Annotated in this window: 24 protein-coding genes and 1 pseudogene; 13 read left to right on the forward strand and 12 right to left on the reverse strand. The window is 41.5% G+C overall.

Annotation, left to right across the window (positions count from 1 at the left end; genetic code table 11):
* A pseudogene (locus VB732_RS30185) lies at window positions 1-477 on the forward strand (furin); the annotation flags it as partial.
* 93 nt (window positions 478-570) lie between these two features.
* Here the strand turns inward: VB732_RS30185 and VB732_RS30190 are convergent.
* Window positions 571-1,005, reverse strand: a complete 435-nt coding sequence (locus tag VB732_RS30190) for a hypothetical protein (protein WP_323234542.1) — start codon at window positions 1,003-1,005, stop codon at window positions 571-573.
* 170 nt (window positions 1,006-1,175) lie between these two features.
* On the reverse strand, window positions 1,176-4,160 hold the full coding sequence (locus VB732_RS30195) for a valine--tRNA ligase (protein ID WP_323234543.1): 2,985 nt from the start codon (window positions 4,158-4,160) through the stop codon (window positions 1,176-1,178).
* Between the two features lie 57 nt (window positions 4,161-4,217).
* Between VB732_RS30195 and VB732_RS30200 the strand changes: the two genes are divergently transcribed.
* The 3 genes from VB732_RS30200 to VB732_RS30210 are packed head-to-tail and all read left to right on the forward strand — an operon-like array spanning window position 4,218 to window position 6,945.
* Window positions 4,218-4,661, forward strand: a complete 444-nt coding sequence (locus VB732_RS30200; RefSeq protein ID WP_323234544.1) for a GxxExxY protein — start codon at window positions 4,218-4,220, stop codon at window positions 4,659-4,661.
* A gap of 47 nt (window positions 4,662-4,708) precedes the next feature.
* Window positions 4,709-5,974 (forward strand): MFS transporter, encoded by a 1,266-nt coding sequence (locus VB732_RS30205; RefSeq protein ID WP_323234545.1) that lies wholly within the window; start codon window positions 4,709-4,711, stop codon window positions 5,972-5,974.
* A gap of 14 nt (window positions 5,975-5,988) precedes the next feature.
* Entirely contained in the window at window positions 5,989-6,945 is a 957-nt protein-coding gene (locus tag VB732_RS30210) for an N-acetylglucosamine kinase (RefSeq protein WP_323234546.1), read from the forward strand.
* Between the two features lie 26 nt (window positions 6,946-6,971).
* On the opposite strand, the gene VB732_RS30215 is transcribed toward VB732_RS30210, so the two are convergent.
* Window positions 6,972-7,712, reverse strand: a complete 741-nt coding sequence (locus tag VB732_RS30215; protein WP_323234547.1) for a dienelactone hydrolase family protein — start codon at window positions 7,710-7,712, stop codon at window positions 6,972-6,974.
* A gap of 617 nt (window positions 7,713-8,329) precedes the next feature.
* Here VB732_RS30215 and VB732_RS30220 point away from each other — a divergent pair.
* The 3 genes from VB732_RS30220 to VB732_RS30230 all read left to right on the forward strand — a co-directional run bounded on the left by VB732_RS30220 (window position 8,330) and on the right by VB732_RS30230 (window position 10,884).
* Complete coding sequence (locus tag VB732_RS30220; RefSeq protein ID WP_323234548.1) at window positions 8,330-8,827, forward strand: hypothetical protein; 498 nt, start codon at window positions 8,330-8,332, stop codon at window positions 8,825-8,827.
* Window positions 8,828-8,845: 18 nt separating this feature from the next.
* A complete protein-coding gene (locus VB732_RS30225; RefSeq protein ID WP_323234549.1) occupies window positions 8,846-10,408 on the forward strand; it encodes a TIR domain-containing protein in 1,563 nt (520 codons plus the stop codon).
* 188 nt (window positions 10,409-10,596) lie between these two features.
* Entirely contained in the window at window positions 10,597-10,884 is a 288-nt protein-coding gene (locus VB732_RS30230) for a 5-methylcytosine restriction system specificity protein McrC (protein WP_323234550.1), read from the forward strand.
* 205 nt (window positions 10,885-11,089) lie between these two features.
* Here VB732_RS30230 and VB732_RS30235 read toward each other — a convergent pair whose 3' ends face one another.
* On the reverse strand, window positions 11,090-12,361 hold the full coding sequence (locus VB732_RS30235) for an FGGY-family carbohydrate kinase (RefSeq protein WP_323234551.1): 1,272 nt from the start codon (window positions 12,359-12,361) through the stop codon (window positions 11,090-11,092).
* A gap of 200 nt (window positions 12,362-12,561) precedes the next feature.
* Here VB732_RS30235 and psaM point away from each other — a divergent pair, with 200 nt between their 5' ends.
* Together psaM and VB732_RS30245 are read left to right on the forward strand one after the other, a co-directional pair.
* Window positions 12,562-12,651 carry a photosystem I reaction center subunit XII gene (psaM, locus tag VB732_RS30240; protein WP_040630342.1) on the forward strand — a complete coding sequence of 30 codons (90 nt, stop codon included), beginning with the start codon at window positions 12,562-12,564 and terminating at the stop codon, window positions 12,649-12,651.
* A gap of 425 nt (window positions 12,652-13,076) precedes the next feature.
* Entirely contained in the window at window positions 13,077-13,484 is a 408-nt protein-coding gene (locus tag VB732_RS30245) for a hypothetical protein (protein WP_323234552.1), read from the forward strand.
* Window positions 13,485-13,697: 213 nt separating this feature from the next.
* Here the strand turns inward: VB732_RS30245 and VB732_RS30250 are convergent, their stop codons facing one another.
* The gene (locus tag VB732_RS30250) at window positions 13,698-14,423 is read right to left on the reverse strand and encodes a tetratricopeptide repeat protein (RefSeq protein ID WP_323234553.1); all 726 of its coding nucleotides are present in this window, start codon (window positions 14,421-14,423) and stop codon (window positions 13,698-13,700) included.
* 515 nt (window positions 14,424-14,938) lie between these two features.
* Between VB732_RS30250 and VB732_RS30255 the strand changes: the two genes are divergently transcribed.
* Together VB732_RS30255 and VB732_RS30260 are read left to right on the forward strand one after the other, a co-directional pair.
* Window positions 14,939-15,403 (forward strand): hypothetical protein, encoded by a 465-nt coding sequence (locus VB732_RS30255; RefSeq protein ID WP_323234554.1) that lies wholly within the window; start codon window positions 14,939-14,941, stop codon window positions 15,401-15,403.
* A 6-nt stretch (window positions 15,404-15,409) separates the two neighbouring features.
* The gene (locus VB732_RS30260; RefSeq protein WP_323234555.1) at window positions 15,410-15,967 is read left to right on the forward strand and encodes a glutathione S-transferase family protein; all 558 of its coding nucleotides are present in this window, start codon (window positions 15,410-15,412) and stop codon (window positions 15,965-15,967) included.
* Between the two features lie 241 nt (window positions 15,968-16,208).
* On the opposite strand, the gene VB732_RS30265 is transcribed toward VB732_RS30260, so the two are convergent.
* The 4 genes from VB732_RS30265 to VB732_RS30280 all read right to left on the reverse strand — a co-directional run bounded on the left by VB732_RS30265 (window position 16,209) and on the right by VB732_RS30280 (window position 18,458).
* Entirely contained in the window at window positions 16,209-16,700 is a 492-nt protein-coding gene (locus VB732_RS30265) for a YajQ family cyclic di-GMP-binding protein (RefSeq protein WP_012411046.1), read from the reverse strand.
* A 139-nt stretch (window positions 16,701-16,839) separates the two neighbouring features.
* Window positions 16,840-17,238 (reverse strand): MAPEG family protein, encoded by a 399-nt coding sequence (locus tag VB732_RS30270; RefSeq protein WP_323234556.1) that lies wholly within the window; start codon window positions 17,236-17,238, stop codon window positions 16,840-16,842.
* Window positions 17,239-17,324: 86 nt separating this feature from the next.
* Complete coding sequence (locus VB732_RS30275; protein ID WP_323234557.1) at window positions 17,325-17,828, reverse strand: DNA recombination-mediator protein A; 504 nt, start codon at window positions 17,826-17,828, stop codon at window positions 17,325-17,327.
* A gap of 81 nt (window positions 17,829-17,909) precedes the next feature.
* On the reverse strand, window positions 17,910-18,458 hold the full coding sequence (locus VB732_RS30280) for a PadR family transcriptional regulator (RefSeq protein WP_323234558.1): 549 nt from the start codon (window positions 18,456-18,458) through the stop codon (window positions 17,910-17,912).
* A 95-nt stretch (window positions 18,459-18,553) separates the two neighbouring features.
* On the opposite strand from VB732_RS30280, the gene VB732_RS30285 reads away from it, so the two are divergent.
* A complete protein-coding gene (locus VB732_RS30285; protein WP_323234559.1) occupies window positions 18,554-19,072 on the forward strand; it encodes a DUF4188 domain-containing protein in 519 nt (172 codons plus the stop codon).
* A gap of 41 nt (window positions 19,073-19,113) precedes the next feature.
* Here VB732_RS30285 and VB732_RS30290 read toward each other — a convergent pair whose 3' ends face one another.
* On the reverse strand, window positions 19,114-20,208 hold the full coding sequence (locus VB732_RS30290) for a phosphotransacetylase family protein (RefSeq protein WP_323234560.1): 1,095 nt from the start codon (window positions 20,206-20,208) through the stop codon (window positions 19,114-19,116).
* Window positions 20,209-20,613: 405 nt separating this feature from the next.
* Between VB732_RS30290 and VB732_RS30295 the strand changes: the two genes are divergently transcribed.
* Window positions 20,614-21,594 (forward strand): aldo/keto reductase, encoded by a 981-nt coding sequence (locus VB732_RS30295; protein WP_323234561.1) that lies wholly within the window; start codon window positions 20,614-20,616, stop codon window positions 21,592-21,594.
* 64 nt (window positions 21,595-21,658) lie between these two features.
* Here VB732_RS30295 and VB732_RS30300 read toward each other — a convergent pair whose 3' ends face one another.
* Window positions 21,659-22,435, reverse strand: coding sequence for a PEP-CTERM sorting domain-containing protein (locus VB732_RS30300; RefSeq protein WP_323234562.1), 777 nt, complete (start codon window positions 22,433-22,435; stop codon window positions 21,659-21,661).
* A 776-nt stretch (window positions 22,436-23,211) separates the two neighbouring features.
* Window positions 23,212-23,589, reverse strand: a complete 378-nt coding sequence (locus VB732_RS30305; RefSeq protein ID WP_323234563.1) for a response regulator — start codon at window positions 23,587-23,589, stop codon at window positions 23,212-23,214.
* Window positions 23,590-23,743 lie beyond the last annotated feature (154 nt).

Raw genomic sequence — 23,743 nt, forward strand, 5'->3', positions numbered from 1 at the left:
AATAACATCCTGTTTGGAAATACTGGTGCTAATACATTATCGGGAGCAGATGGTAATGATAGCCTCTTTGGTAATTCAGGCAACGACAGCTTATTAGGCGGTGCAGGTGACGATAGCTTATTTGGTGGAATTGGTCGAGATACGCTGACTGGTGGAAGTGGGCAAGATAGCTTATATCTCACTGACACCCGCACTGGAGGCTATGATACGATAACTGATTTTACTGTTGAAGATGATACTATCTTCATTTCTAAGACAGAATTCGCACTAAGCCAATCTCAGGATATGATACTCGATCCGGGCTTGTTCCGAATTGGTACGATCGCCACAGCCGCAAGCGATCGCTTCATCTACAATCAAAGTACGGGTAACTTATTCTTTGATAAAGATGGATTGGGCGGTACAGCACAAGTTCAAATAGCCCAGTTCTCCAATAAGGTAGCGCTTAGTAGTGAAAATATTACTGTGATTGCCTAATTTTGCTAAGACAATTAACTTAGCATAAACCTACGTAGGGACGCAAAATTTTGTGTCCCTACATGCTTCTGGGCTACTGTAACTTTTTAACTTTCAACTTTCCTCTTGCGGATAACCGTTTTTTTCACGTTTGAGGCTTTCTTCTAAAGCTTGAATTTGCTCACGTCTTGCTTCCAATTCTAAGGAACGCCGCGCCAAGTCTTGGTTTTGCAACGTCAGGGTTTGTCGCCAATGTTCTGCTCGTTCGGCTTCGTGCTGCAAAAATTCTGGGGTAATGCCAATGGTGAGGTAGCTTTGTACTAGATGTAGTACCCAGTTGGTAGCGTCTTCTATTTTTTCAATTTCGCCTGTAGGGGAAAGTTCTACTAAAACCAGCAAGTTCTCACTCATGATCTTTCCTTTTCCTAGCAGAATGAAAGCCTCTTCTGGAATTATCGCCCACAAGTTATCAGCTTCTTGACGCGCCAATAAGCGTAACTGGTGCTGGTCTAAAAAATCGTTTTTACGCACCTGGGCTAGATATAGCATGAGGGTCGCTTCGCTCCAATTAAAAATTAAAAATTAAAAATTAAAAAAATTTAATAAAATCATAAGTCCTAGAATTGATATTTTGGATCTTGTTAATTGGTAATGGGTAATTGGGAATTATTGACATTGCCATTACCCATTACAGTTATCCTAAGCCACGCAGATTATGCCTACGACAATCCCTTGAGGCGATCGCGCAAAATTTCAGCTTGCTTCTGTGCTTCTGCTAAGGCATCCCGCGCTCCCTGTACCACGTCAGCCCTAGCTCTATCTACGAAACTAGGATTGTTTAATCTGGTACTCAGGGATTGAACTTCGGCTTCAGCTTTACTCAAGCTTTTTTCTAGCTTGGCACGCACAGCTTCAATATCTACCACACCGCTTAGAGGAATTAGCACTTGTATTGTACCAATCACACCTGCGATCGCATTTTCTGGTTCTTGTGGTTGTTCTAATTCTCTCTGCGGGAAAAATCGGCTCCATAACCTAAGTCTTGCTTGAGCAGTGAGTAAATTTTGGCTAGCAAACCACGCTGTGTAACCAAAACCAACTAGTTCAAAGAAAGTTCCGACGATGGGAATGTCATCAATGGCATTTCCCGCAGCTAAACCCAATCTACCAAAGATAATAGCCACGATAATTAAGCCAATTGTCTTCAAACCCCTCTGAGGTTTTTTCGCAGCAACAGTTTGGTTTTCTTGCTTGTCGGTAATAGTTAAAGTCTCAACCTTCGCCAAATCTTTAATATAAGACTGTCCAGCAGTGAGAATTTCCCGCTCCTTTTCACTTTCAGTTTGCAAATTCGCTGTCACTTTTACCCCTGGCTTAATATCCGCTTCTGCGCGCAAATTCCGAATTGTGCGGATAGTAGCAATCAGTAATTCAAACTGCTCTTCTAAGGCTGAATTAATTAAATTTGCATCTACCTGGGGATATGTTTGTAACGGTAAAGTTTGCGGGGAATCTGCTGGTTGTTGGGTGAGAGTTTGCCAAATTTCTTCGGTAATATGAGGCATCAACGGATGAAGCAGTTTTAAAATTCCTTCCAGTATGTAGCCAAGGGTTTGCTGTGCTACCCGCCGCGATGCGGGGTCGGCATCTGCTTGCAATCTAGATTTCACCAGTTCAATATATTGATCGCAGAAATCACCCCAAATAAACTCGTAGAGTCCCTTAGCTGCTTCCCCTAAACCGTAATTATCGATGTAATTCGTGGTTTGTTTGATAACTTGATGATACCGCGAGATAATCCAGCGATCGCTCAATTCTGTCGCTACTGGGTTCCCCAATTGTTGCGGCGTTTGTCCATCCAAATTCATCATCACAAAGCGGGCAGCATTCCACAACTTATTTGCAAAGTTGCGGGATGCCTCCACCGATGCTGATTCATCCTTTTTGCGATCGTATTCCAGGCGGATATCTTGACCAGCGCCAGCCACTTCTCTAATTAAGGTATACCGCAGCGCATCAGTACCATATTTGTCAATTAATAACAACGGGTCAATGCCATTACCTTTGGTCTTTGACATCTTCTGACCTTTTTCATCCAGCACTAAGCCGTGGATGTAAACTGTTTGGAAAGGTATTTGCTGCGTAAAATGCCCAGCCATCATAGTCATTCTGGCTACCCAGAAAAAGATGATGTCAAACCCTGTCACCAAAGTAGTAGTTGGGTAGTAAGTCGCTAAATCTTGAGTTTGTTCTGGCCAGCCCAAAGTTGAAAACGGCCAGAGTCCAGAAGAAAACCAAGTATCCAGCACATCTGGATCTTGTTCGAGCTTGACATTTTCGCCAAATTGTGATTTAGCCTTCTCCCAAGCTTCAGTTTCCGATTTTGCCACTACAAAGGGCGTATTATCAGTAATTTGCCCATCCGTTTCACTGATAGCGTACCAAGCCGGAATTTGGTGTCCCCACCATAATTGGCGAGAGATACACCAATCTTTTAGTTTTACTAGCCAATCACGATAAACCTTAGTCCAGCGTTGGGGAACAAACTCTGGAGAAGTTTGTTGGTCGAGGAATTCGAGAGTGTTATCAGCTAAGGGGCGAATTTTGACGAACCACTGAGTTGAGAGGAGGGGTTCAATAGGTACTTTACCGCGATCGCTGTAGGGAACGGTATGCTTATAATCTTCTATCTTCACCAAAAAGCCATCTGCTTCTAGGCGAGAAACCACATTTTTTCTAGCAACAAAGCGGTCTTGTCCTTGAAACTCCCCAGCGTTGGCGTTGAGAGTGCCGTCTTTATTCATAATGTTAATCAACGGCAGATTGTGACGCTTACCCATGTCAAAATCGTTCGGGTCATGGGCGGGAGTTACCTTCACGCAACCCGTGCCGAAAGCCGGGTCAACAAATTCATCGCCAATGATGGGAATTTCTCGTTGTAGAATTGGCAGAGTTACAGTTTTACCAATGAGATGTTTGTAGCGATCGTCATTGGGATTAACCGCTACCGCCGTATCACCCAGCATCGTTTCTGGTCGAGTTGTCGCCACTTCCACAAAACCAGAACCATCGGTGAGAGGATAGCGGAAGTGCCAGAGATTTCCATTCACCTCTTGATTTTCCACTTCCACATCAGACACCGCCGACTGAGAAGCGGGACACCAGTTAACTAAATATTCACCACGATAAATTAAGCCTTCCTCGTAAAGGCGAGTAAACGCCTCGACAACAGCTTTAGATAAACCCTCATCCAGGGTAAACCTTTCCCGTGACCAGTCCACCGAGACACCCAAGCGTCGTAGCTGATTCAGAATCGTTCCCTCAGACTCCGCCTTCCATTGCCAAGCGCGTTCTAGGAATTTCTCGCGCCCCAATTCGTAGCGAGTCTTACCCTCTTTTTTGAGTTGCTTTTCCAGCATACTATGCACAGCAATGCTGGCGTGGTCAGTTCCGGGTAGCCATAGGGTATTGCGTCCCTGCATCCGGTGGTAGCGCACGAGGGTATCAATTAAGGCACTTTCAAAGGCATGACCCATGTGTAAGCTGCCGGTGACATTCGGGGGGGGAATGACGATGCAGTAGGGTTCGCCGCCTTGGTTGGGGTCAGCTTTGTAAACTTGGTTGTCTTCCCAGAATTTTTGCCATTTGGCTTCGGTGGAAAAGGGGTCGTAGAGACTGGGGAGATTGGGAATGGTTGCGGTCATGCGGGAAAACTAAGGAAGGACTTTAATAAATTTTGCCATAGGGTTGGAGAGGGATTGATGGAAACGAACCGCGAAGGCGCGAAGTACGCGAAGGAAGAGGAAAGAAGGATGAGGCAGCTTGGTGATGAGCCAGAGCAGCTAGCGTATGCTGTGATTGGAGCAGCGATTGAGGTGCATAGGGTTTTGGGGCCAGGGTTTTTGGAGGAGGTGTATCACAAGGCCCTGAAACTGGAATTTATAATGCGTGGGATACCTCATAAGTCTAAACATCCAGTAGCAGTGGAATATAAAGGACATCCTGTTGGCGAAGGACAATTAGATTTTCTTGTTGGCGATGTTGTAGTTGTTGAATTAAAAGCCGTTCAAAACTTAGCTCCCATTCACGAAGCTCAAGTCCTCTCGTACCTCAAAATGACCAAACATCGCCTTGGCCTTCTGATCAACTTTAACGTCCCCATCCTTAAACAAGGCATCAAACGCATTATCCTTTCTTCTTCTTAACTCTTCCTTCGCGCACTTCGCGCCTTCGCGGTTCGTTCCCCAAATCCATGAAACACCAAACAACCTCCCCTTGGAAATTCATCCCCACCCTCTATTTCACCTCCGGCATCCCTTACATTATCATCAACACAGTTTCCGTAATCTTTTACAAAAAACTCGGAATAGATAATACTCAAATTACCCTGTGGACAAGCTTCCTCTATCTACCTTGGGTCATCAAAATGTTTTGGGCCCCAATTGTCGATACTTACTCTACCAAACGCCAATGGATAATTTACACCCAATTTGCCATGTTCTGCTGCTTGGGTTTGATAGCTTTTTCCTTACAACTCCCAAATTTCTTTTTCATCTCCCTCGCAACATTAACAATAGGAGCTTTTATTTCTGCAACTTATGACATTGCCACAGATGGCTTTTACCTCCTCGCTTTATCTCCAGAACAACAAGCCTTCTTTGTCGGGATTCGTTCACTTTCTTATAGACTTGCTGTTATCTTCGGTTCAGGGATATTAGTAGTCTTAGCAGGTCAGCTTGAAGTATCACTCAATAATATTCCTTTAAGCTGGACTATAGCTATTGGCTTCTCAGCTTTAATTTTAGCAATCTTATTTATTTCTCATCACCTATTTTTACCCTTACCTGAATCAGATAATAAACAACAGCTACGGGCTACAGAAAAAATACCATTTTTGTCAATCATTAGCTCATATTTTGCTCAAGATAAAATTATAAGTATTTTAGCATTTATCTTGCTTTACAGACTTGGTGAAGCAATGCTTGTGAAAATAGCCTCTTTATTTTTATTGGACAAACCAGAAGTAGGCGGTTTAGGGCTATCAACGTCAGATGTCGGGTTAGTCTACGGTACATTTGGGGTAATATCCCTAATCTGTGGAGGAATTTTAGGAGGCTTGCTAATTTCTAGATATGGATTAAAAAAATGTTTATTCCCTATGGCTTTAGCATTGAATTTACCTGATGTATTTTATGTGTATATGGCTTATACTAAGCCTTCACTAACATTAGTCTATCCCTTAGTTTCCTTGGAGCAATTTGGCTATGGTTTTGGATTTACAGCTTTTAGTGTTTATTTAATGTATATTTGCCAAGGTGAATATAAAACTTCTCATTTTGCTATATCTACTGGCATTATGGCTTTAGGAATGATGTTACCAGGCTTAGTTAGCGGTTATTTACAGAAAGAACTTGGCTATCCACTATTTTTTGTCTTGATCTGTTTCCTCACAATTCCTGGGATGATTGCTTTGTTTTTTATTCCTTTAAAAGAAGAACCGAAGCGTCAAAATAATTAACATTATTACAGTTCATGAGTTATGTTTTAGGAATAGATGGCGGCGGTAGCAAGACTGTTTGTGTCTTGATGAATGATTTGCGTCAAGTGTTAAGTCGCGGTGAAGCAGGCCCATCTAACTATCAGAGTATAGGTATCGAAGCTACTTTACAATCTATTCAAACAGCAATTCACAATGCGATTGAGGCAACAATAATTACAAATACTCTAAAGATTGACGCGATATGCTTGGGTTTAGCAGGTGTAGGTCGTGCAACAGATATCGAAGTAGTGAAAGGTTTAGTTAAAGGGTTACAGAATAACAAATTGCCTATTAATTGGGCATTACAACCAGCCAATATTGTAATTTGTAACGATGCTTTAATTGCTTTAGTTGGTGGAATTGGTCAGCCTGTAGGAATTGTGGTTGCAGCAGGTACTGGTTCGATAGTTTTCGGTCGAAATCATGAAGGACATACTAAGCGAGTCGGCGGCTGGGGGTATATTTTAGGTGATGAAGGTAGCGCTTATAAAATTGCGATCGCAGGCATGAATGCAGCATTAAAATCTTATGATGGACGGGAAAATTCAACGAGTTTGATAGATGGTTTCAAACAGCATCTTGATTTGGAAAGTATAGAAGATTTAATAGAAGTAATATATCGCCGAGAATGGGGAGTTAAACAGATTGCGGCTTTAGCACCAGTTGTAGATTTTGCAGCAGCATCAGGTGATATAGTAGCGAATATCATAATTGATGATGCTGTAAAAGAGTTAGTCAAAGCTACATCTACAGTAATTCATGCAATTTTTACTGCCGACTCAGCTTTAGAAGTAGTTACAACAGGAAGTGTGTGGCGCGGTAGATGCAAGATCCATGAAAGATTTGCAGCGTCTCTTGTTAAGAAGTTTCCTAATGTAAATGTGATCTTTCCGAGGTATGAACCTGCTTATGGTGCTGCGTTATTAGCTTTGCAGACAACTCAAATTTGACGCGAAGAAAGCAATAATATAAGTTTTCAATCTGCAAATATGCGCCCCAAGAAAGTTACTATTTCAGACCAAGCTGCGGTGGTAGCACTAGAATCATAACGATAACCGTCGTCGCGCATGAATGTATGTTCTGCTTCATACAAGAAAACTTGGTGAGGGATGTTAGCATTCTCGATTGCTTTGATTATGATTTGGCGATCGCTATCTGGTATATGAGGGTCAAGAGTACCGAATACCATTAGCATCTCACCTTTGATTTCACTTACCCTCTGGATTGTATCGGCTACCTCTTTACCCAGTTTGCCACTGGGAATCCCAGTAGGATAACAGCAGACACAAGCCTGAATTTCGTTTTGAAATGCTGCACGGAATGCTAAATGTCCACCAATACAAAAGCCGAGAGTGCCTATTTGATTTGGAGAAACCGCACTCTCTGTTTTCAGAAATTCAATCACAGCAAGGCAATCGGCATCATAATCAGCTACCGAGGTTCGACGAGCATCGTCATTACCCCGCATCCTTCCCAGATCGTCTGGCTCTATTACTGAACCAACTGGCTCTATTCGGTGAAAAATTTCTGGGGCTGCTACTACATAGCCGTATCCTGCTAAGTAGTTAGCTAGACGAATCATTGCATCACCTAACTGATAAATATCACTGTAGAAGACAATACCAGGGTATTTTCCTGCTGCTTTGGGAGCCGCTACATAAACACGCATTAAGCTGCCATCTACTCTTAATTCAACATTGCGCTTAGTGATTTGCACTTTTTATCTCCGTGTTACGCTTGCTGTCATTAGCTTCTACACTATAGCGCCGCAGCATCCGGTTACTTTCAACCCACAATTTGGCGTTCTTTTATCATTAATTACTGCGATCGTTTAATACAGTCGTTACCTTAGCGACGGTAAGCTAGTTAGAACTCAATTTTGGTTAAGCATTTCTTCTTTCTCTTGCTTTGCGTCCTTAGCATCCTTGGCGGTTCGTTAAAAAATTAACATTTAGAAGTCTGGGGTTAGACAGATAAAGCCTGCGGTAGCAAGCTATATTTTAGTTCCTAAATGTGATAGGTGTTAAGGCGCTCCCATTTTAATAACGGTAAGTGAATGTTCTACTTAAAGAGGTATAAAATAAGTGACAAAAGACGGTCAGATAAAAATTGAAGAGATTGATGACAGATCACAATATTTACCAACCGTTACAGAACTATGAGGCCTTAATAGGATAACCTTGGCTTCTCCAAAGAACGGCAGTATTGGAAGTTCAAGTGCTAGAGCTAAAAGCTTTAATCAAAAATACATTAAGTACAAATACAAAAGCGATTTAACTGATTTGTCAAAAAGAAGAGGGGAGTGATTATAATCAAGTTAATTACTATAAATTTATGCCCAGATTTGATCCAGCAAAAATTAAAAAAGTATCTGTAAGCCTTCCCTTTGGCATTGGTTCTGCGGAGTGGGAAACTGACTCCACAGAACGCAAGGCTGCATGGTCACTCTATATTGAACTTGTTACACGTATTGCGGTTCAGCCTTTGGAAGTTGACCAGGGTTTAGTCCGGGAAGCTTTGAATTCTCTCTATAGTTTATTTGGCACTACCCGCGAAATTCTCAAAACAGCCGGGCCAGATGTGGGTGCTTCTCATGATTCTGTGGGGGGAATTGCCATTGCTGTATTAAATAATGGATTAAGACCTTTTTTGTCGAAATGGCATCCGTTATTGCAGGCGTGGGAAGGAAGGAGACCTGTGGGGATGAGTCCTAAAGAACATGAGCAGGGTTGGTCTGAAGAAATGACAGCACGATATGAATTGGAAGCTTTGCGTGTGGGTTTAGAAGAGTATGCTCAGGCTTTGGCGACTATTGCTGGTGTGAACGAATAAAAAAGGAAGCTTTGAAGAATGAATCAACGAAAATTCGATGTTTTCCTTGCTCACAATAGTGAGGATAAACCACAAGTAAGAATGATCGCTAATAAACTAAAGCAGCTTGAACTAATAACGTGGTTAGATGAGGAGCAAATTCCTCCTGGGTCTTCTTTCCAATATGAAATTCAAGAGGCAATTCCACAAGTTAAGTCTGCTATCATATTTATTGGTAAAAAAGGATTAGGTCGGTGGCAAGTTCTGGAATTAGAATCGCTAGTACAACAATGTGTAGAAACAAAGATACCTATAATTCCTGTTTTGCTTCCTGGTGTTAGCACAATTCCCGATAATCTGCAATTTTTGCGACGTTATAGATTTCTTAGTTTTCCTTGTGACGTTGTTGATGATGAAGTATTGAAATTGTTAGTGTGGGGTATTACTTTGAAACAAATTCATGTTGAGCAAAAGTCTAAATACAATATTGTAATAGCTGGAAAATCTGGAGTTGGTAAAACATCATTGTTGAATTATTTATTTGGTAATAAAGTGGGGAAAACTGGTACTGGAAAACCAGTAACCTCTACAGGGTTTCACCCAACTAACTTTATGATTGAAGATTTGCCAGTAACAATTTTTGACTCTTGGGGAATTGAAATTGATAAAGCTGATCTATGGAAAAGTGTTTTAGATGAAGAACTTGCAAAAAGAGGTGTAGATAAGAGTCCTGAACAATGGTTTCATACTGTTTTCTATTGCGTACAAGTTGGTGGATCTAGAATTGAAGATTTTGAGATCAACTTAATCAAAGAATTTTTAAAATCAAAATATAAAGTTATTATTCTTTTGACTAAAGCAGATCAAGGAGGAAAGAAAGACCTTTCGGACTTGAAAGCAGTATTAAATCAAGAAATTGAGGAAAATATACGTATAATCTCTCTCAGTAGTGTTGATGACGAACGTCTTGATGGAACAAAGATAATATCTTTTGGAAAGCAAGAAATTTTCAATAGTATTTATAACGATTTTTGGCAATCAATTAGTATAAGATTGCCTGATCGTTGTGAAAGCGTAGTGTTAGAATATATAGATAAAGCTTTAGAAGTTATCACAAGTAACGCAATTTCAGAAAGAAAAATAGGTCGTTCAACAAATATAATATATGCAAACATTGAAAATAATTATAGTGAACTGATTAAAGAACTTTCTGGTAAGAATGGAATTGTAATGCGGATGGTAACTAATGAGATAAAAAGAACTCTGAAATTATACGGTTTATTTTCAAAGGCAATTGCTACCGAAGCGAAGGAAATAGATATAGGTTTCGATCTTTCGATTGAAAATAAGATTATAAAATTCAATGAATATAACTGGTTTGACTTAGTTATAAGAGTATTTGATTGGTCGAATATTGATATAGGTTTTGAATATTGGTTGTCTGAAATTAAAAATGTATTTGCGTTGATTAGAAAGGATGATGATGCTTGGATAGAAGAAGTTAAAAGTAAAATTCAAAGTTCAAGATATGACTTTCGAGAGCAAATAAAAACTATAAAGCCAAATGTTCAAAAGGTAATTGAAGAACTTAAGAACAATTAAATAACTTTGATTTGCGGAAAGTTTTTGTTGCAGAATGGCTTAAGAAAAACACGCCGCAAGGCTATTTTTTCAAACAGCAACATCCAATAGAAATTAGTCCAAATCGGCACTTCAATATAGATATATAGCGGTTCCCGACCTAGTGAGGTACGTTTTCAAAGCTACTAACCTTATTAAACAAGGTTTGGATGTACCTCACTTGCTTAGGAAACGCTATATTACTGTGTGATGCTGATACTGGCAAAACAGTAGCAGTTTTGGATACAAAGTATAAAGCCCCTGAACAGGCAGGATATACAGATATTCATCAAATGATCAGCTACGCCAACACAACAAAATGCAAGCAAGCGTTTTTGATATACCCCAAAGACTTGACACAGCCACTAAATATTAAAAGTAACGAGATTCGAGTCCGCAGCCTCACCTTTTCTCTAGATGATAATCTCGATCGCGCAGGTCAAACCTTTTTCTCCTAATCCCTCAGAACTCACACTAGTAATTAGTAAAGGGGACAGATGACATTCGCTTGTGGCGAAGCACCCATCCCCGAATAGCTGCCCAGATCATGAACCTGGAATCTATAGTCCGGTATCTAATAATCACAGTATCGGCCGAGATATGTAGATTGTCACTGGGATAGATACTGATTTACGAAATACCTACGAAAAGATTGTTACACAATTACTCTTGTTCACCCTTAATTCCGCCTCCCATCGCCAACAGCGCCGTTCCATAAGCTGCTTCTGTGTACACTGACGCGACTACAGGAACCTGCAAATGACGCGCCCTAATTGCAGTCCAAGTATCATTCGCCGCGCCACCACCAGCAGTATAAACACGGCTCAACTTGTCTGCTCCCATTTGCTGTAATAATTCATACCCTCGTGCTTCTATGCGGGCAATACTTTCTAATAACCCATGCAAAAATTCCACTGGGTTATCTGGGCGTGGTGACAAACGTGGAGGTAAATTGGGATCGTTAATCGGAAAGCGATCGCCTGCCTTCAATAACGGATAATAATCTAACTCGCTGGCTTTTGATGCATCAATCTCCCGACTAAGGCTTTCTAACTCAGCCTTGGTGAAAAATTGCTTAAGTACTGCACCTCCAGTATTAGAAGCACCACCAGTCAGCCACAAATCACCCAACCGATGGCTGTAAATTCCATATCTGGCATCTTCTACACGGGTACGACTTAACAACTTTAGTACCAATGTTGAACCAAGGGAAGTCACGGCTTCACTAGGTAATTTTGCTCCACTGGCAAGAAAAGCCGCAATACTATCAGTTGTACCTGCACACACCAGACAATCACGGCGGAAACCGAACTTATCCGCAATCTCAGGACGCAATTGGGCAATGGGAGTACCAGGAGGTAAAACTTTGGGTAGCTGAATCGGTATTTGCAATTTTTCTAGCCATTCTGGGTATTTCAACTCTTCCACGTCATAACCCAGCTTTAAAGCATTATGGTAATCGCTAATTCCCAACTGTCCATGTAGGAGAAACGCCAGCCAATCTGCTTGATGCAGGAAATATCTAGCTTCACTAAAAGAGGGTTGTTGCATCATCCACAAAAGTTTGGCGAGGCTGGAGGTGGCACTCAACACGGTATGATTGGGGGGCGCGATACTCCTCAAATGCTCTAGCACTAATGATCCCCGCGCATCGTTGTACAGCAATGCTGCATCTGTTGGATTGCCAGCAGCATCGACCAGTAAGACGGTGGAAGAAGTACCATTAATTGCGATCGCTTTAATTTCTCCCCGCAATTGCTCAGGTATTTGTTCCACCAGCACAAATAAAGCCTCCTGCCAAATTTTGGGCGTAACGGTGGCTGGTGAGTCCTTGAATGGATATCGTACCTCAGCCTGAATACAATAGGCTTCCTCGTCAATCACCATGCCTCGTGCGCCAGATGTGCCGAAGTCGATACCCAAATACAAATTCATAATTTTTATAAATTTTTTTAATGGAGAATAGACAAGGACTACTGATTAATAACTGCTTTTGTTGCATCTTGTAACAAGATATTCCACAATTCTGGCAAAACAAGGAAAAGTAGTAAACGAACTGTTCAAAATCTATTCAGTTTAGGAGGTTTTCAGCCATGCCTATCTTAGATACTCTGTACATCGCTCAGATATCTTCCATCTCGGATACTCAAGTCTACATCGCTCTAGTTGTAGCGCTGATCCCAGGAGTTCTAGCTTGGCGATTAGCCACAGAACTTTACAAATAAGCCTACGATGTGACACAGTTAAAAAGCTAATAATCCTGGCAGTACGGGGTGCAATTTCTTTTCTTCTTGTGGCTTTATGCCATAAGTAGCTAAAAAACTGGCACTTACGTAAGCCAGGTTATTTTTTAACTGGTATAACACTTGTAGCTATTTCAAAAAAATGAAGTAATATGACAGCTAAATACAAGCATTCAGAAGTGCTGAGTGCTGAGTGCTGTTAGCGGTAGCGAGGCGTTTAGCCCGTGCCGAGGAAGAAGTAATGAGTAAGAAGTAGTACTTATGAATCTTCCGACTTTAAACCGGGGCACTCGCTATTCAGAAGTGATTTGAGGTTGAGTGCGATTATTGCTTTTTTTACTCAGCACTCGGAACTCAGCACTTTTGATAGTGCTTCTCTTCACTAAGCGAGGTTATCTTTTAGCATCATGAGCGCGATTCAACCCTCCAGACCACCGTTACAACCTATACAAAAACGCCGGGTTATTCCTCGACCAAAGCGGCATCTTCGTCAACGTTCTTACCAAGTGATGGCACTGGAAAGCACAGCCAAAATAGCGGTTAATCTTGTCGTTACAGCCGTTGCAGCATCTGCTTTATCACAACTTTTGCCTTATCATTGGCTACAGCAAGATAAGTTGCGAGAAATTAATACTGAAGTCAAGTTGATGGAAGAACACGTCAATGGTTTGCAGGTAGAATTTAGCCGTAACTTCGATCCTCAGCAAACTAAGAGCATTATGCAACAAGAAGGATTCCGATTTCCTCCTAACCAGCGTCGGGTCGTGCTGATGGATAAGAACCGTCTACAAGATGAACAAACATCATCGCCTTAAGATTAATTTCAAAGAAATGGCGAATTTGAGATTATTTAGGTTTCTTGTAATTTCAGGTACGTAAAAACCGGGTGTTAATTTATATTGTTGCTAATAAATAATGGTTGATAGCTAATTTTTGAATAGCTAGCTATGTAGTTATCATCTATTAGTAAAATCTAATTCAAAATTTAATCAATTATTTTGAATTTTGAATCCCCCAGGAGGACTAATCTACCAAATAGGATGTTTAGGAGATAACAAATCGTTTAGCCAGTTTTCGATTTGTAAACGCAAACGAGAACCAGTAACGTCCCTAGTTATTTCGAGATCAGGCAGTTGAGTGAGGGCACGACGGTAATCAGCGATCGCACAATTCCAGTCACCCCAAAGATGGTAAGTCCGACCGCGTTCAGCCCAGATATGACCTTCTAGTTGACCGAAAAGGTGTGCTACCTCAAAATTCTCAATTGCCTCCTCGTATCGCCCCAAGTCACGGCAGGTAATGCCCCGGTTAATCCACGCCCGGACATGGCGGGGATTTAAATCAATGGCTTGATCGTAGTCGGTAAGTGCTGTTGCTAATTCTCCACAAGCCGCGTAGTAATTTGCCCGGTTATTATAAGCACTAGCCAAATAGGGATCAAGTCTAAGGGCGGTATTATAGTCGTAAAGAGCTTTTTGCCTTTCACCACTTTGGAAATAAATTAGCCCCCGGTTGTTGTAATCAACCGCATTGTGGGGATGGCGGTAAATTAGCTGGGTTAAAAGTGCGATCGCCTCAGTATAGTCTCCTTGTTGAGCCGACTTCAAAGCAAAAGAGCGTAAATGATTATTTCCTAAAGTAGATGCGCTGCGATCGTTTTTCCTGTTTTCTTTAACTTTCTTTGTATTATTTAAAACATATTGATATTGGTTGCGCGGCTGGTCATCGTCAGCTAAAAATGAGTGAATATTCATCTTTCCCTGCCTGAAATCCATGCTTTGTAAAAGTAAACTCTAGTTTTTTCTCAGTAGTGGTTTTATCACTGTGTCTATTGTTAAGGTACTTAGGGTTACATGAAAGCCATCTAAAGAGGGAACTTAACCTAGCCGCACAAGAGAAATCTACGCCTTAAATAATTGCTCCTCAAACCTAATTATGGATACATGATCCCGAAGGTGAATTCCAGAAATAGCAACAGGATTTACGCAAAAAATAGCCCAAACCCTGATTTTGCAGTGAGGGCAATTCATAAATTGCTCCTGCTGCGCGTAGTTCTGCATAAGTCCTAAGCAAGACCAATCTCAAAGACTAGTCAATTAGTGAGAGCGACAAATTGGTAGAATGCCAACAAGCCATTCTTTTTAGAGATGAGAAATCCGGGGAGAGCAGGAAGTAGGGAAGCAGAGGGGTAATTTTTCATTCTTCCCCATTCCCCATTCCCCATTCCCCAGCATCTAGATTTAATTTTTAAGTTTTGAGAAATTTTCCAATGACAACTGCAATTTCCTATCCCAATGCTCCTGATTTAGCAACCGATGACTACATTGTTATCGGCTTGGCAACCTGTTTCGTTAAAGAAGATGGAGAAGTTTATCAAATCGAAGTTATAGAACCGATTCCTTCTGCGGCTCTGGAAGCGCTTTTAAAGGGCATTCCTACCTCCTATAAGCTGGCTCATGCAACAACTTTGGGATCTTTGTTAGATGGCGATTCACAACTGCTGCCTGATGGCTTCCCAGAGTCGGCTCAGTTTGGAGAAGAATTTGTACCACGGGCATTTGCAGCAGCTCGTACATACAAGCGTCGTGAATCTGCAAAATCCCTGATTCCATTAGGTACAAACTACACTGAATTCAAGTATTCCATTGAGCGCAAACGAGTGCTAAATGCCGCTAGAGTTGTAACGAAAGAAGATAACGTTAAACAGCATTCTCACACTCACAAAGTTCTTTAAGGAATTATGCTCAAACTTTACGGTGGCGCTCGCAGTCGAGCCTCAATTGTTCAATGGTATTTAGAGGAAATACAAGTTCCTTACGAATTCGTCAAACTCGATATGCAGGCGGGTGAACACCTTAAGCCTGAATATTTGGCAATTAACCCAGTTGGTAAAGTTCCAGCAATTGTTGATGGGGATTTTCAGCTTTGGGAATCTGGGGCAATTTTGCTGTATCTTGCTGAGAAGTACAGTAAAAGTCCACTTTCATTAGAGGAACGTGCTGTATTTTCCCAGTGGGTGTTGTTTGGCAATTCTACCCTAGCTACAGGGATTTTTGTAGAAGCAAATCGGGAGCGAGAAATGCCTCGCTTGTTGAATGCGTTAAATGAAATTTTCAGTAGGCAGCCTTTTTTGCTGGGTAATGAGTTCACTGTTGCTGATGTGGGAGTGGGTTCTATTCTGAGTTATATTCCCATCATGCTGAAGCTAGACCTTAGCCCTTACCCAGAGGTGTTGAACTATATCAAGCAGTTATCTGAGCGTCCGGCATTTCAAAAAAGTATTGGCGGAGGGGCTTGATTGTAGTAAGTGCATGGGTGTCAAGTTAAGCCTCGGCGGTTAGAAACCGCAGCTACACAAACAAAGCCCACCTCCGTGGGCTAAGATAATACAAAAAAATTAAGGTTTTTAACCCGTGCAGGCGGGTTTTACCTGTGTAGACGCGGTTTCTAACCGCCCTTTTAGCTACCGTGTATTAGATCCAAACAAAAAATCTTCACAAAACTCAGTTTGGGTAGGTAGTACCCACCATGCAAATCTTTTAACGATAGTTTGTAAATTGCAAAGCAACTGGGTAGTCTTCTTGTTTCAGGCGCTGCATGACTACTTGTAAGTCATCTTTAGATTTGGCAGAAACCCGCACGGCATCACCTTGGATTGAGGCTTGTACTTTTTTGAATTCGTCTCGAATCAATTTGGAAATTTGTTTGGCGATTTCTTGACTTATGCCTTTTTTGAGTTTGATTTCTTGACGCACGCGATTACCGCTAGCTGATTCAACTTTGCCAAAATCAAAGATTTTTTGGGAGAGGTTACGCTTGGCGGCTTTTTCTCGCAGGATGGTGTGTACAGAATCTAAGGTAAACTCGCTGTCAGTACTAACGTTAATGCTTTCTTCGACCAACTCGACAGTAGTTTCAGTGTCTTTGAGGTCGTAACGACCTTTGATATCTCGTATCACTTGATCGACGGCGTTAACTAACTCTTGTCGGTCAAAGTCGCTCACAATGTCAAAGGAAAATGTAGAAGCCATAAAACATTTTAGATTTTAGATTTTGGATTTTAGATTGGGTATTGCAAAGAGACAGACGGGCGGGGTGCTGCTCTTACTTGGGGGAAAACTCCTCTCCTTGCTTGTTCCAATTCCCCAGTCCCCATTCCCCATTCCCCACTTAATTAGTAGCTTGGATGATGCTCAAGAAGATCAGAGTGATAGAGCCAACCATGCCAATAGCAAACATGAGCGATCGCAAAGGGGGTATATTCAAAATATAAAAAATCGAGTATAGGAAACGAGCCACTAAAAAGGCGATCGCAGCTATTTGCCCTGTAAAAGAATTTACACCAGTTACATAAGCCATTAATGCGGCTGCGGCAAATATCATAAACGCTTCAAAGGTGTTCTGATGTGCCCAAGTAGCTCGTTGGGCATAAGGTGGCAATTTATCAACCATCGCGCGAGGAGTAGCAAGCATTTCCTTGCCAATACGCACACGGGCATAAGCTACTACCAAAAATGGCAGGTAAATTAGAACGACGGCAGCAGCGATCGAGTACAAAAAAATTATCATTACTTATTGTTGTTGGTTATTAGTCATCAGTCATCAGTCATTGGTCATGAGTCAAATACAAATGACAAAAGACAAATGACAAATGACTAATCAAAGTAGAAAAGCGTTACCACTTTTCTTTGTTCTTCTGCATCTTGGCAAGTTTGCAACAGGGTGCGGCTGTCGTGAAACGCAAAACAGATCAGTTGCTGGCAACGGGAGACAATTTCCTTGTTGCACAGGTAACTAGCTTCGGCAAGAGACAGACTATCATTACTGGGATTTTCCACTAAATGCATTACCTGTTCTAGTTGCTGGCGCGATTCTAAAGGCTGGCGTTCCAGGCTTTGGGGTAAAATCACCGTCAACAAATTTGCATCAGCCCGCATTGCTCCCTTGATGGCCGCTGAATTTGTCCCTGTAGCACCAGAAGTAATGATGCGATTACCCGATAAAACTAGGGCATAAGTCATCATTTCAATAAGATTCTGGTGCGTAATCGGAACATGACGAGAACCCAACAAGGCGATTCTTTTAGAACCCGTTTGCTGGATGGTAGCCAGTTCTTGCGCTAATGTGTCTAGGTTAATAAGGTCTGTTGATTGGCTCAAAGATAGACATAATCCGATTAAACGACCCAGATATTTTACCAAACAGCGTGTAGGTGCGAGGAAAACTTGAGTTAGACATTGCTACAATTTTTCGACTGTTTGGTTCAATAACTCCATTGCTTGATTACACCAGGCTAGCCAATTTGTTTCATAAGTAATGCCATTCAAGAGAGTCAAATACTGAAATTTGGCTGCTTCTGGTAACTTTTGCAAGTCCTGAAAGTAACGCTGCTCTAAATCTCTGTACGTAGACAACTTTTCTAGATGGGCTTTTTGGTGATGTTCTAGCTCTGCCAAGATAATCTCGTTAGGAACAATATGACCAGCAAAAATTTTCACCAGTAAATCATCTTTAATCGGTGTGGGTTCACAAGGTTGAGCAATCCACCCTTGGAGGTGCTGTTGTCCTAAGTCTGTAACGCTGTAGAGCTTTTTATCTGGCCGTCCTGCTTGGAGAATTGTCTCAGAACTAATCCATCCTTGATCTTCTAGCTTTGATAACTCCCGATAAATTTGCTGGTGACTTGCCGACCAGAAAAAGCCTACAGAGCCATCGAATCGTTTTGCTAAATCATACCCACTACAGGGTGCTTCAACCAGAGCTGCTAATATTGCGTGCGCTAATGCCATAATTTTTAATTTACCACTTGACTTATGCAACTAATTGCATAAAGATAGTTATATGCAACTAATTGCATAGTAACTCAAGCAACAAGGAGCCAGAGATGCCTCAAGTAATACCGGGACGATTTACAGCCGAGATTGATGAACCCTTTGTTGTGTTTCTGATTGGGATGCGAGTTAATAAATTATTCGCTTTTTCCAAATGGATTCCCACGGCGATGGCAATGTCGCCCATGCTACAAAGCCTTAATCAGAATCCTGAAAAAGGGTTTTTAGGAGGAGAAGCTTTTGTTTACTGGCGAGGGGTAGGACTGATTCAGTATTGGCGATCGTTTGAGGATTTAGAGCGTTTTGCTAGAAATCCAGCCGATGCACATTTAAAAGCTTGGCAAAGGTTTAATCAAGCCATTGGTGTTGATGGCAGTGTTGGCATTTGGCACGAAACTTATTTAATAGAACCGGGAAGATATAAAGCTATTTACGGGAATATGCCTGTCTTTGGATTAGCTGCTGCAACTAAGCACGTCCCAGCTATGGGGCGGAAGGAGACAGTACGCCGTCCCCTGGGAGGTGACGGCGAACCAGCTGTACCCTCAGCAGTAATACAGTTACCTAACTGATAACTGAGCATTGGCGCTCTTAATTGTTCACGTTGATGAATTTAAGACAATGCTGCTGCGGGAGTTAAACCCAGTTGAGATAACAATCGGTCAATGTCAAAATGCTCAGACATTAACTGGCGAATGCAATGAACCTTAACCGGTTCGTGGAGGCGGACTTGTCCGAAAGTGCGGTCAACAATTTCTACAGTGGTGAGGGTGTCTAAGTCAACAGATAAAATGGGGATTTCTAGTTCTTCAGCACGACTGAGAATGAACGGCGGCGGCGGTAGTTGCCCGGTGAGAATTAGACATTGGGTGGAAGTTTCTAAAGCCGCTTGCTGAATTTCCACGCGATCGCCTCCTGTTACAACTGCCATATTTCGGCGTTTGCGGAAATATTTGACGGCTGAGTTGACATTCATCGCTCCAATTGCTAAACTTTCGACCAATAAATCTAGGCGATCGTTTCGACAGAGAACATCAGCCTTTAACTGTTTCACCAGTTCACCAACACTGATACTACGGAGCAAATCGCTATTCGGCAGCATTGCTAGCACAGGGATTCCCTGCTGTTCTAAGAACGGACGCAAGAGAGTGTCAACCGCTTCTAGTTGGGTGAGAGGGATATCATTGATGACAACTCCCATCAAGCGATCGCCTACACGCCCTTTAGCAGCCAATAGTGCTTCAACTGAAAGCAACGATTTATAGCGGCTTACTAACAACACGCCAGCATCTAATACTTCAGCCATTTGCGGCAAAGACAAGTCAAACAAATTGCCTTCGGAAAAATCACCAGGCCCCTCTAGTAAGACCAAATCTCCTTGGGATTTATGCAAATATTGCTGTACTAGAGACTGCTGATAATCGGTTTTGTCTTCTCCTCGTAAGCGCTTTTGCACATTGAGTTCATCCAAAGCCAGCATTGTAGGTGCAACACGGTTTTCCGGCAAATTGAGGCTAAGAGCGATGAATTGGACATCCTCCTCAATTACGGTTCCACTAGACGAATTTAGACACGTACCAAGCGGTTTACCGTAGGTAATATCCAGTCCTTTTTGCTGTAGCTGATGAGACAAACCCAGAACAGTTGCAGATTTACCGCTATAAGTCTCGGTTGAGCCAATCAGCAAATATTTAGGGGATTTTGGCACACATGCACTCCTAATTTCAAAATTCAGAAGAACCCAGCTAGGTGTTTCCTAATTCTAGTTCCTTCTGGCAAAAGCCTCTCGCTCTCACAAATTAAGGTTTCCCAGAATTAGCTTCTGAATCAGCAGGGGTAAGCGAACTAGCTACCCACTTTTTCCGTCAAAATAAATATTTATTTGATATGGAACTTACGAAAAATTACACGCAGTAGGGGGCAATTCATGAATTACCCATACCTGAAAATTAGGGTTTTGGTTAAAGCTTTGCGTAAGTCCGAAGATAAATATATTTTTTAATTACTTTTAAGAGTAAATCCTTCTAAGTATAGATGACTTGATGATAGGGAAAGGGATAATGCAGAAAGAGTTGATTTTCTCTGACCAATTTACTGACTAGGAGATTATTTGATGAGAACTAGAAAACTAGGGAAACTTGGGTTAGAAGTTTCAACTATTGGACTTGGTTGCATGGGAATGTCTGAGTTTTATAGTGGTCGTGATGATAATGAGGCGATCGCTACAATTCATCGAGCATTGGATCTTGGAGTTAATTTTCTTGATACTGCTGATATGTATGGGCCTTTTACTAATGAGCAACTAGTAGGTAAAGCAATTAAAGATCGTCGAGATCAAGTGGTATTAGCAACCAAATTTGGGAATGTCCGCACAGAAGATGGTGGTTGGCAAGGGATTAGTGGCAAACCCGAATATGTCCATCAAGCTTGTGATGCCTCACTCAAACGTCTGGGAGTGGAAGTGATTGACCTCTATTATCAACATCGGGTAGATACAACCGTACCCATTGAGGATACTGTCGGAGCAATGGCGGAGTTAGTAAAGCTTGGAAAAGTACGTTATTTAGGGCTTTCAGAGGCTGCTCCGGCGACGATTCGGCGGGCTGTGGCAGTTCATCCCATTGCGGCACTCCAAACAGAATACTCTCTTTGGAGTCGAGAACCAGAGGATGAAATTTTACCTACGGTGCGGGAATTAGGAATTGGGTTTGTTGCCTATAGTCCATTAGGAAGAGGATTTTTATCAGGTGCGATCGCTAAACTTGACGATCTTGCACCTGATGACTATCGCAGAAATGCTCCTCGCTTTCAAGGTGAGAATTTTGATAAGAACTTGAAATTAGTTGAGCAAGTAAAGGCAATTGCCACTGAAAAAGGGGTAACTGCTAGTCAACTTGCATTAGCATGGCTATTGGCTCAAGGAGAAGATATCGTGCCAATTCCTGGTACAAAACGCCGTACTTACTTAGAAGAGAATGTTGCAGCTACCGAAATTACCTTGACTGAACAGGAGTTGAATCGACTGGAAGCAGTTGCACCAAAAGGTATCGCAGCAGGTGAGCGCTACCCTGATATGAGTACTGTTAACCGTTGAGCCATTTGTTCTCAGTAGCGCGAAAGCAGGTAAAAAGCAAGGATTTAGGAGTGACAGAAGAGGGTTATTTAGCAATTTGTTGCTTGCGTTTCATTTTCAATGCTAGTGCGATCGTTGCCAGCACACCAAGAACAGCATTAGGTTCTGGGACTGAAAGCAGATTATCTACAGTTCCTCTTTTGTCAATGTCTATCAATATACTTCCAGCGTTGTCACTATAAAAAACATCGTTCACAGCTAGGAACAAAAAAGTCGCCGTGGTGGGAATTGTAAGTGTTATCTCACCGAAGATACCAAAAACCCCATCAAATAATGTTTGTTGACCGCAGATTCTGTTAGAGTCACTCAGGGTTGCATTACTGCACATATAAGCATTTTTGCCAGGGTCAAAGATAGAGCTTGGGGAGGCGGTAGAATCAAACAAAGTCCTAGAAGTCCACGTATTCTGAGTGTAGTCATATTGATTGGCATCTTGCTGATTGAGGGCTACAGCATTAATCACACGTTGTTCAGAAGATGTATCAAGAAGCTGATCTGAAGTACTGAATACCCCTATCATGTCGCTCCTTTGACCTGGATTCCAAACACTCGTGTTAAATTTACCGGAAATATTCAGGCTGATGGAGTCGCCACCTTTCAAACCCAAATTTGCTAGGGATATGGCTTTAGTGTTACCAGCAACAGTATTCACACCTTGGTAATAAGTTGTGTCAGCGTAGGTTCTCAAAAAGGTATCTGTAGAATCGATTGTCAGGGATGCGGCTTGAGCTTTGTTAACGGTAGAGAATGCTCCTAGTCCTAGTAGACTAGAAACCATTAAAACACCCAGAAATTTTTTCATATTCTTGCATCGATTGCGTGTAAATCTATGTTATGCAATAGGTGATAAAGCTTGTATAAGTTTACACAGGTAAATATTGAATATTAGATAATATTTAATTGGAAAAACTTCGAGCTACCACAGTATTTTTATTTATAATTACTCAACTATTTTTTACTTTAAATCGCAGCATACGCAGCCAATATTTACACGTAATACCATTTCACGAAAAATCTGATCCAGATGTAACCCCTGAAAGCTTTTTATTGCAAATTTGTATAAGGGCTATTACGTATAATCGGCAATTGAAAGTGCTTCTAATATCATGTCCGGTTAAATAATTGTCATTGCGTACCGCCCTTGGCGTTCCCGCAGGGTACGAAGTGTTCGCGGAGCGTCTCGTAGAGATAGCAATCCCAAAAGCCTTGCGATTGCTTCCTTCCACTTCGTTGCACTCGCAATGACATATCACAAGTAATTTGCCGGACATACATAATATAACTCACCCATAAGGCAGTGGTTGAGTTAGAAATTAGTTATTACGAATAAGTGATGTGTCGCAAACATTATTTGAATTGGTACAAGTAGGTGAGAATAAATCAAAGTACAATTAAGTAATATAAAAAATATTGAGATTAGTTTGTAGTGAGGACTTTAGTCCTCTCTTGTCTTCGAGAGGTTACGCGAACAAATGAGGGCTGAAGCCCTCACTACAAACCTTGAATTATTTACGCCACCCTACTTGTACTTGGTCTTTCTTGTTAATGCGTAAGCTTTAAGATTATTCATAATTTTACTCAAAATCCCAAAACCTGCATTGATTTCTCAAGTACTTCTTTGGGGCGAAATGGTTTAGTTAGATATAAATCTGCACCAACTTCAATTCCTTTTTGTTTATCAAATTCTTGTCCCTTAGCTGTCAGTATCACAATGTATACATCAGTCATTTTCAAGTCGTGTTTCACAATATGACAGACTTGCAGCCCGTTCATTTTAGGCATCATCACATCAAGAAAAACTAGATTTGGTTTTTCAGTTTTAATAGTTTCGAGAGCTTCTTCTCCATTTCTAGCAGTTAGAAGTTCAACACCCTCATCTTCTAATGCTTCTAAGGCTTGTTCCATCAAAATCAAGATATTGGGTTCATCGTCAACAATTAAAATTTTTTGGGTCATAAGATTTAGGGATTGGGAATTGGGAATTGGGAATGGGGAATTGGGAATAGTAAGTTCTAAGCTTGGCACGTTACGCTTTGTGTTCAGAGGTTGAAGTTCCGAGTTCAAAGCTCAAAGTAATCATCTTTCCTCTGAACTCCCCATTCCCATTAGA

The sequence above is a fragment of the Nostoc sp. UHCC 0252 genome (genome assembly GCF_034931145.1).
Classification (GTDB): Bacteria; Cyanobacteriota; Cyanobacteriia; order Cyanobacteriales; family Nostocaceae; genus Nostoc.

Coding starts and splice junctions, on each gene's coding strand:
- VB732_RS30210 (WP_323234546.1), top strand. CDS start 5,989: ATGAGTTATGTTTTAGGAATAGATGGCGGCGGTAGCAAGACTGTTTGT.
- VB732_RS30195 (WP_323234543.1), bottom strand. CDS start 4,160: ATGACCGCAACCATTCCCAATCTCCCCAGTCTCTACGACCCCTTTTCC.
- VB732_RS30260 (WP_323234555.1), top strand. CDS start 15,410: ATGCTCAAACTTTACGGTGGCGCTCGCAGTCGAGCCTCAATTGTTCAA.
- VB732_RS30255 (WP_323234554.1), top strand. CDS start 14,939: ATGACAACTGCAATTTCCTATCCCAATGCTCCTGATTTAGCAACCGAT.
- VB732_RS30245 (WP_323234552.1), top strand. CDS start 13,077: ATGAGCGCGATTCAACCCTCCAGACCACCGTTACAACCTATACAAAAA.
- VB732_RS30285 (WP_323234559.1), top strand. CDS start 18,554: ATGCCTCAAGTAATACCGGGACGATTTACAGCCGAGATTGATGAACCC.
- VB732_RS30300 (WP_323234562.1), bottom strand. CDS start 22,435: ATGAAAAAATTTCTGGGTGTTTTAATGGTTTCTAGTCTACTAGGACTA.
- VB732_RS30280 (WP_323234558.1), bottom strand. CDS start 18,458: ATGGCATTAGCGCACGCAATATTAGCAGCTCTGGTTGAAGCACCCTGT.
- VB732_RS30205 (WP_323234545.1), top strand. CDS start 4,709: ATGAAACACCAAACAACCTCCCCTTGGAAATTCATCCCCACCCTCTAT.
- VB732_RS30295 (WP_323234561.1), top strand. CDS start 20,614: ATGAGAACTAGAAAACTAGGGAAACTTGGGTTAGAAGTTTCAACTATT.
- VB732_RS30265 (WP_012411046.1), bottom strand. CDS start 16,700: ATGGCTTCTACATTTTCCTTTGACATTGTGAGCGACTTTGACCGACAA.
- VB732_RS30225 (WP_323234549.1), top strand. CDS start 8,846: ATGAATCAACGAAAATTCGATGTTTTCCTTGCTCACAATAGTGAGGAT.
- VB732_RS30305 (WP_323234563.1), bottom strand. CDS start 23,589: ATGACCCAAAAAATTTTAATTGTTGACGATGAACCCAATATCTTGATT.
- VB732_RS30190 (WP_323234542.1), bottom strand. CDS start 1,005: ATGCTATATCTAGCCCAGGTGCGTAAAAACGATTTTTTAGACCAGCAC.
- VB732_RS30270 (WP_323234556.1), bottom strand. CDS start 17,238: ATGATAATTTTTTTGTACTCGATCGCTGCTGCCGTCGTTCTAATTTAC.
- VB732_RS30230 (WP_323234550.1), top strand. CDS start 10,597: ATGTACCTCACTTGCTTAGGAAACGCTATATTACTGTGTGATGCTGAT.
- VB732_RS30250 (WP_323234553.1), bottom strand. CDS start 14,423: ATGAATATTCACTCATTTTTAGCTGACGATGACCAGCCGCGCAACCAA.
- VB732_RS30220 (WP_323234548.1), top strand. CDS start 8,330: ATGCCCAGATTTGATCCAGCAAAAATTAAAAAAGTATCTGTAAGCCTT.
- VB732_RS30200 (WP_323234544.1), top strand. CDS start 4,218: ATGGAAACGAACCGCGAAGGCGCGAAGTACGCGAAGGAAGAGGAAAGA.
- VB732_RS30235 (WP_323234551.1), bottom strand. CDS start 12,361: ATGAATTTGTATTTGGGTATCGACTTCGGCACATCTGGCGCACGAGGC.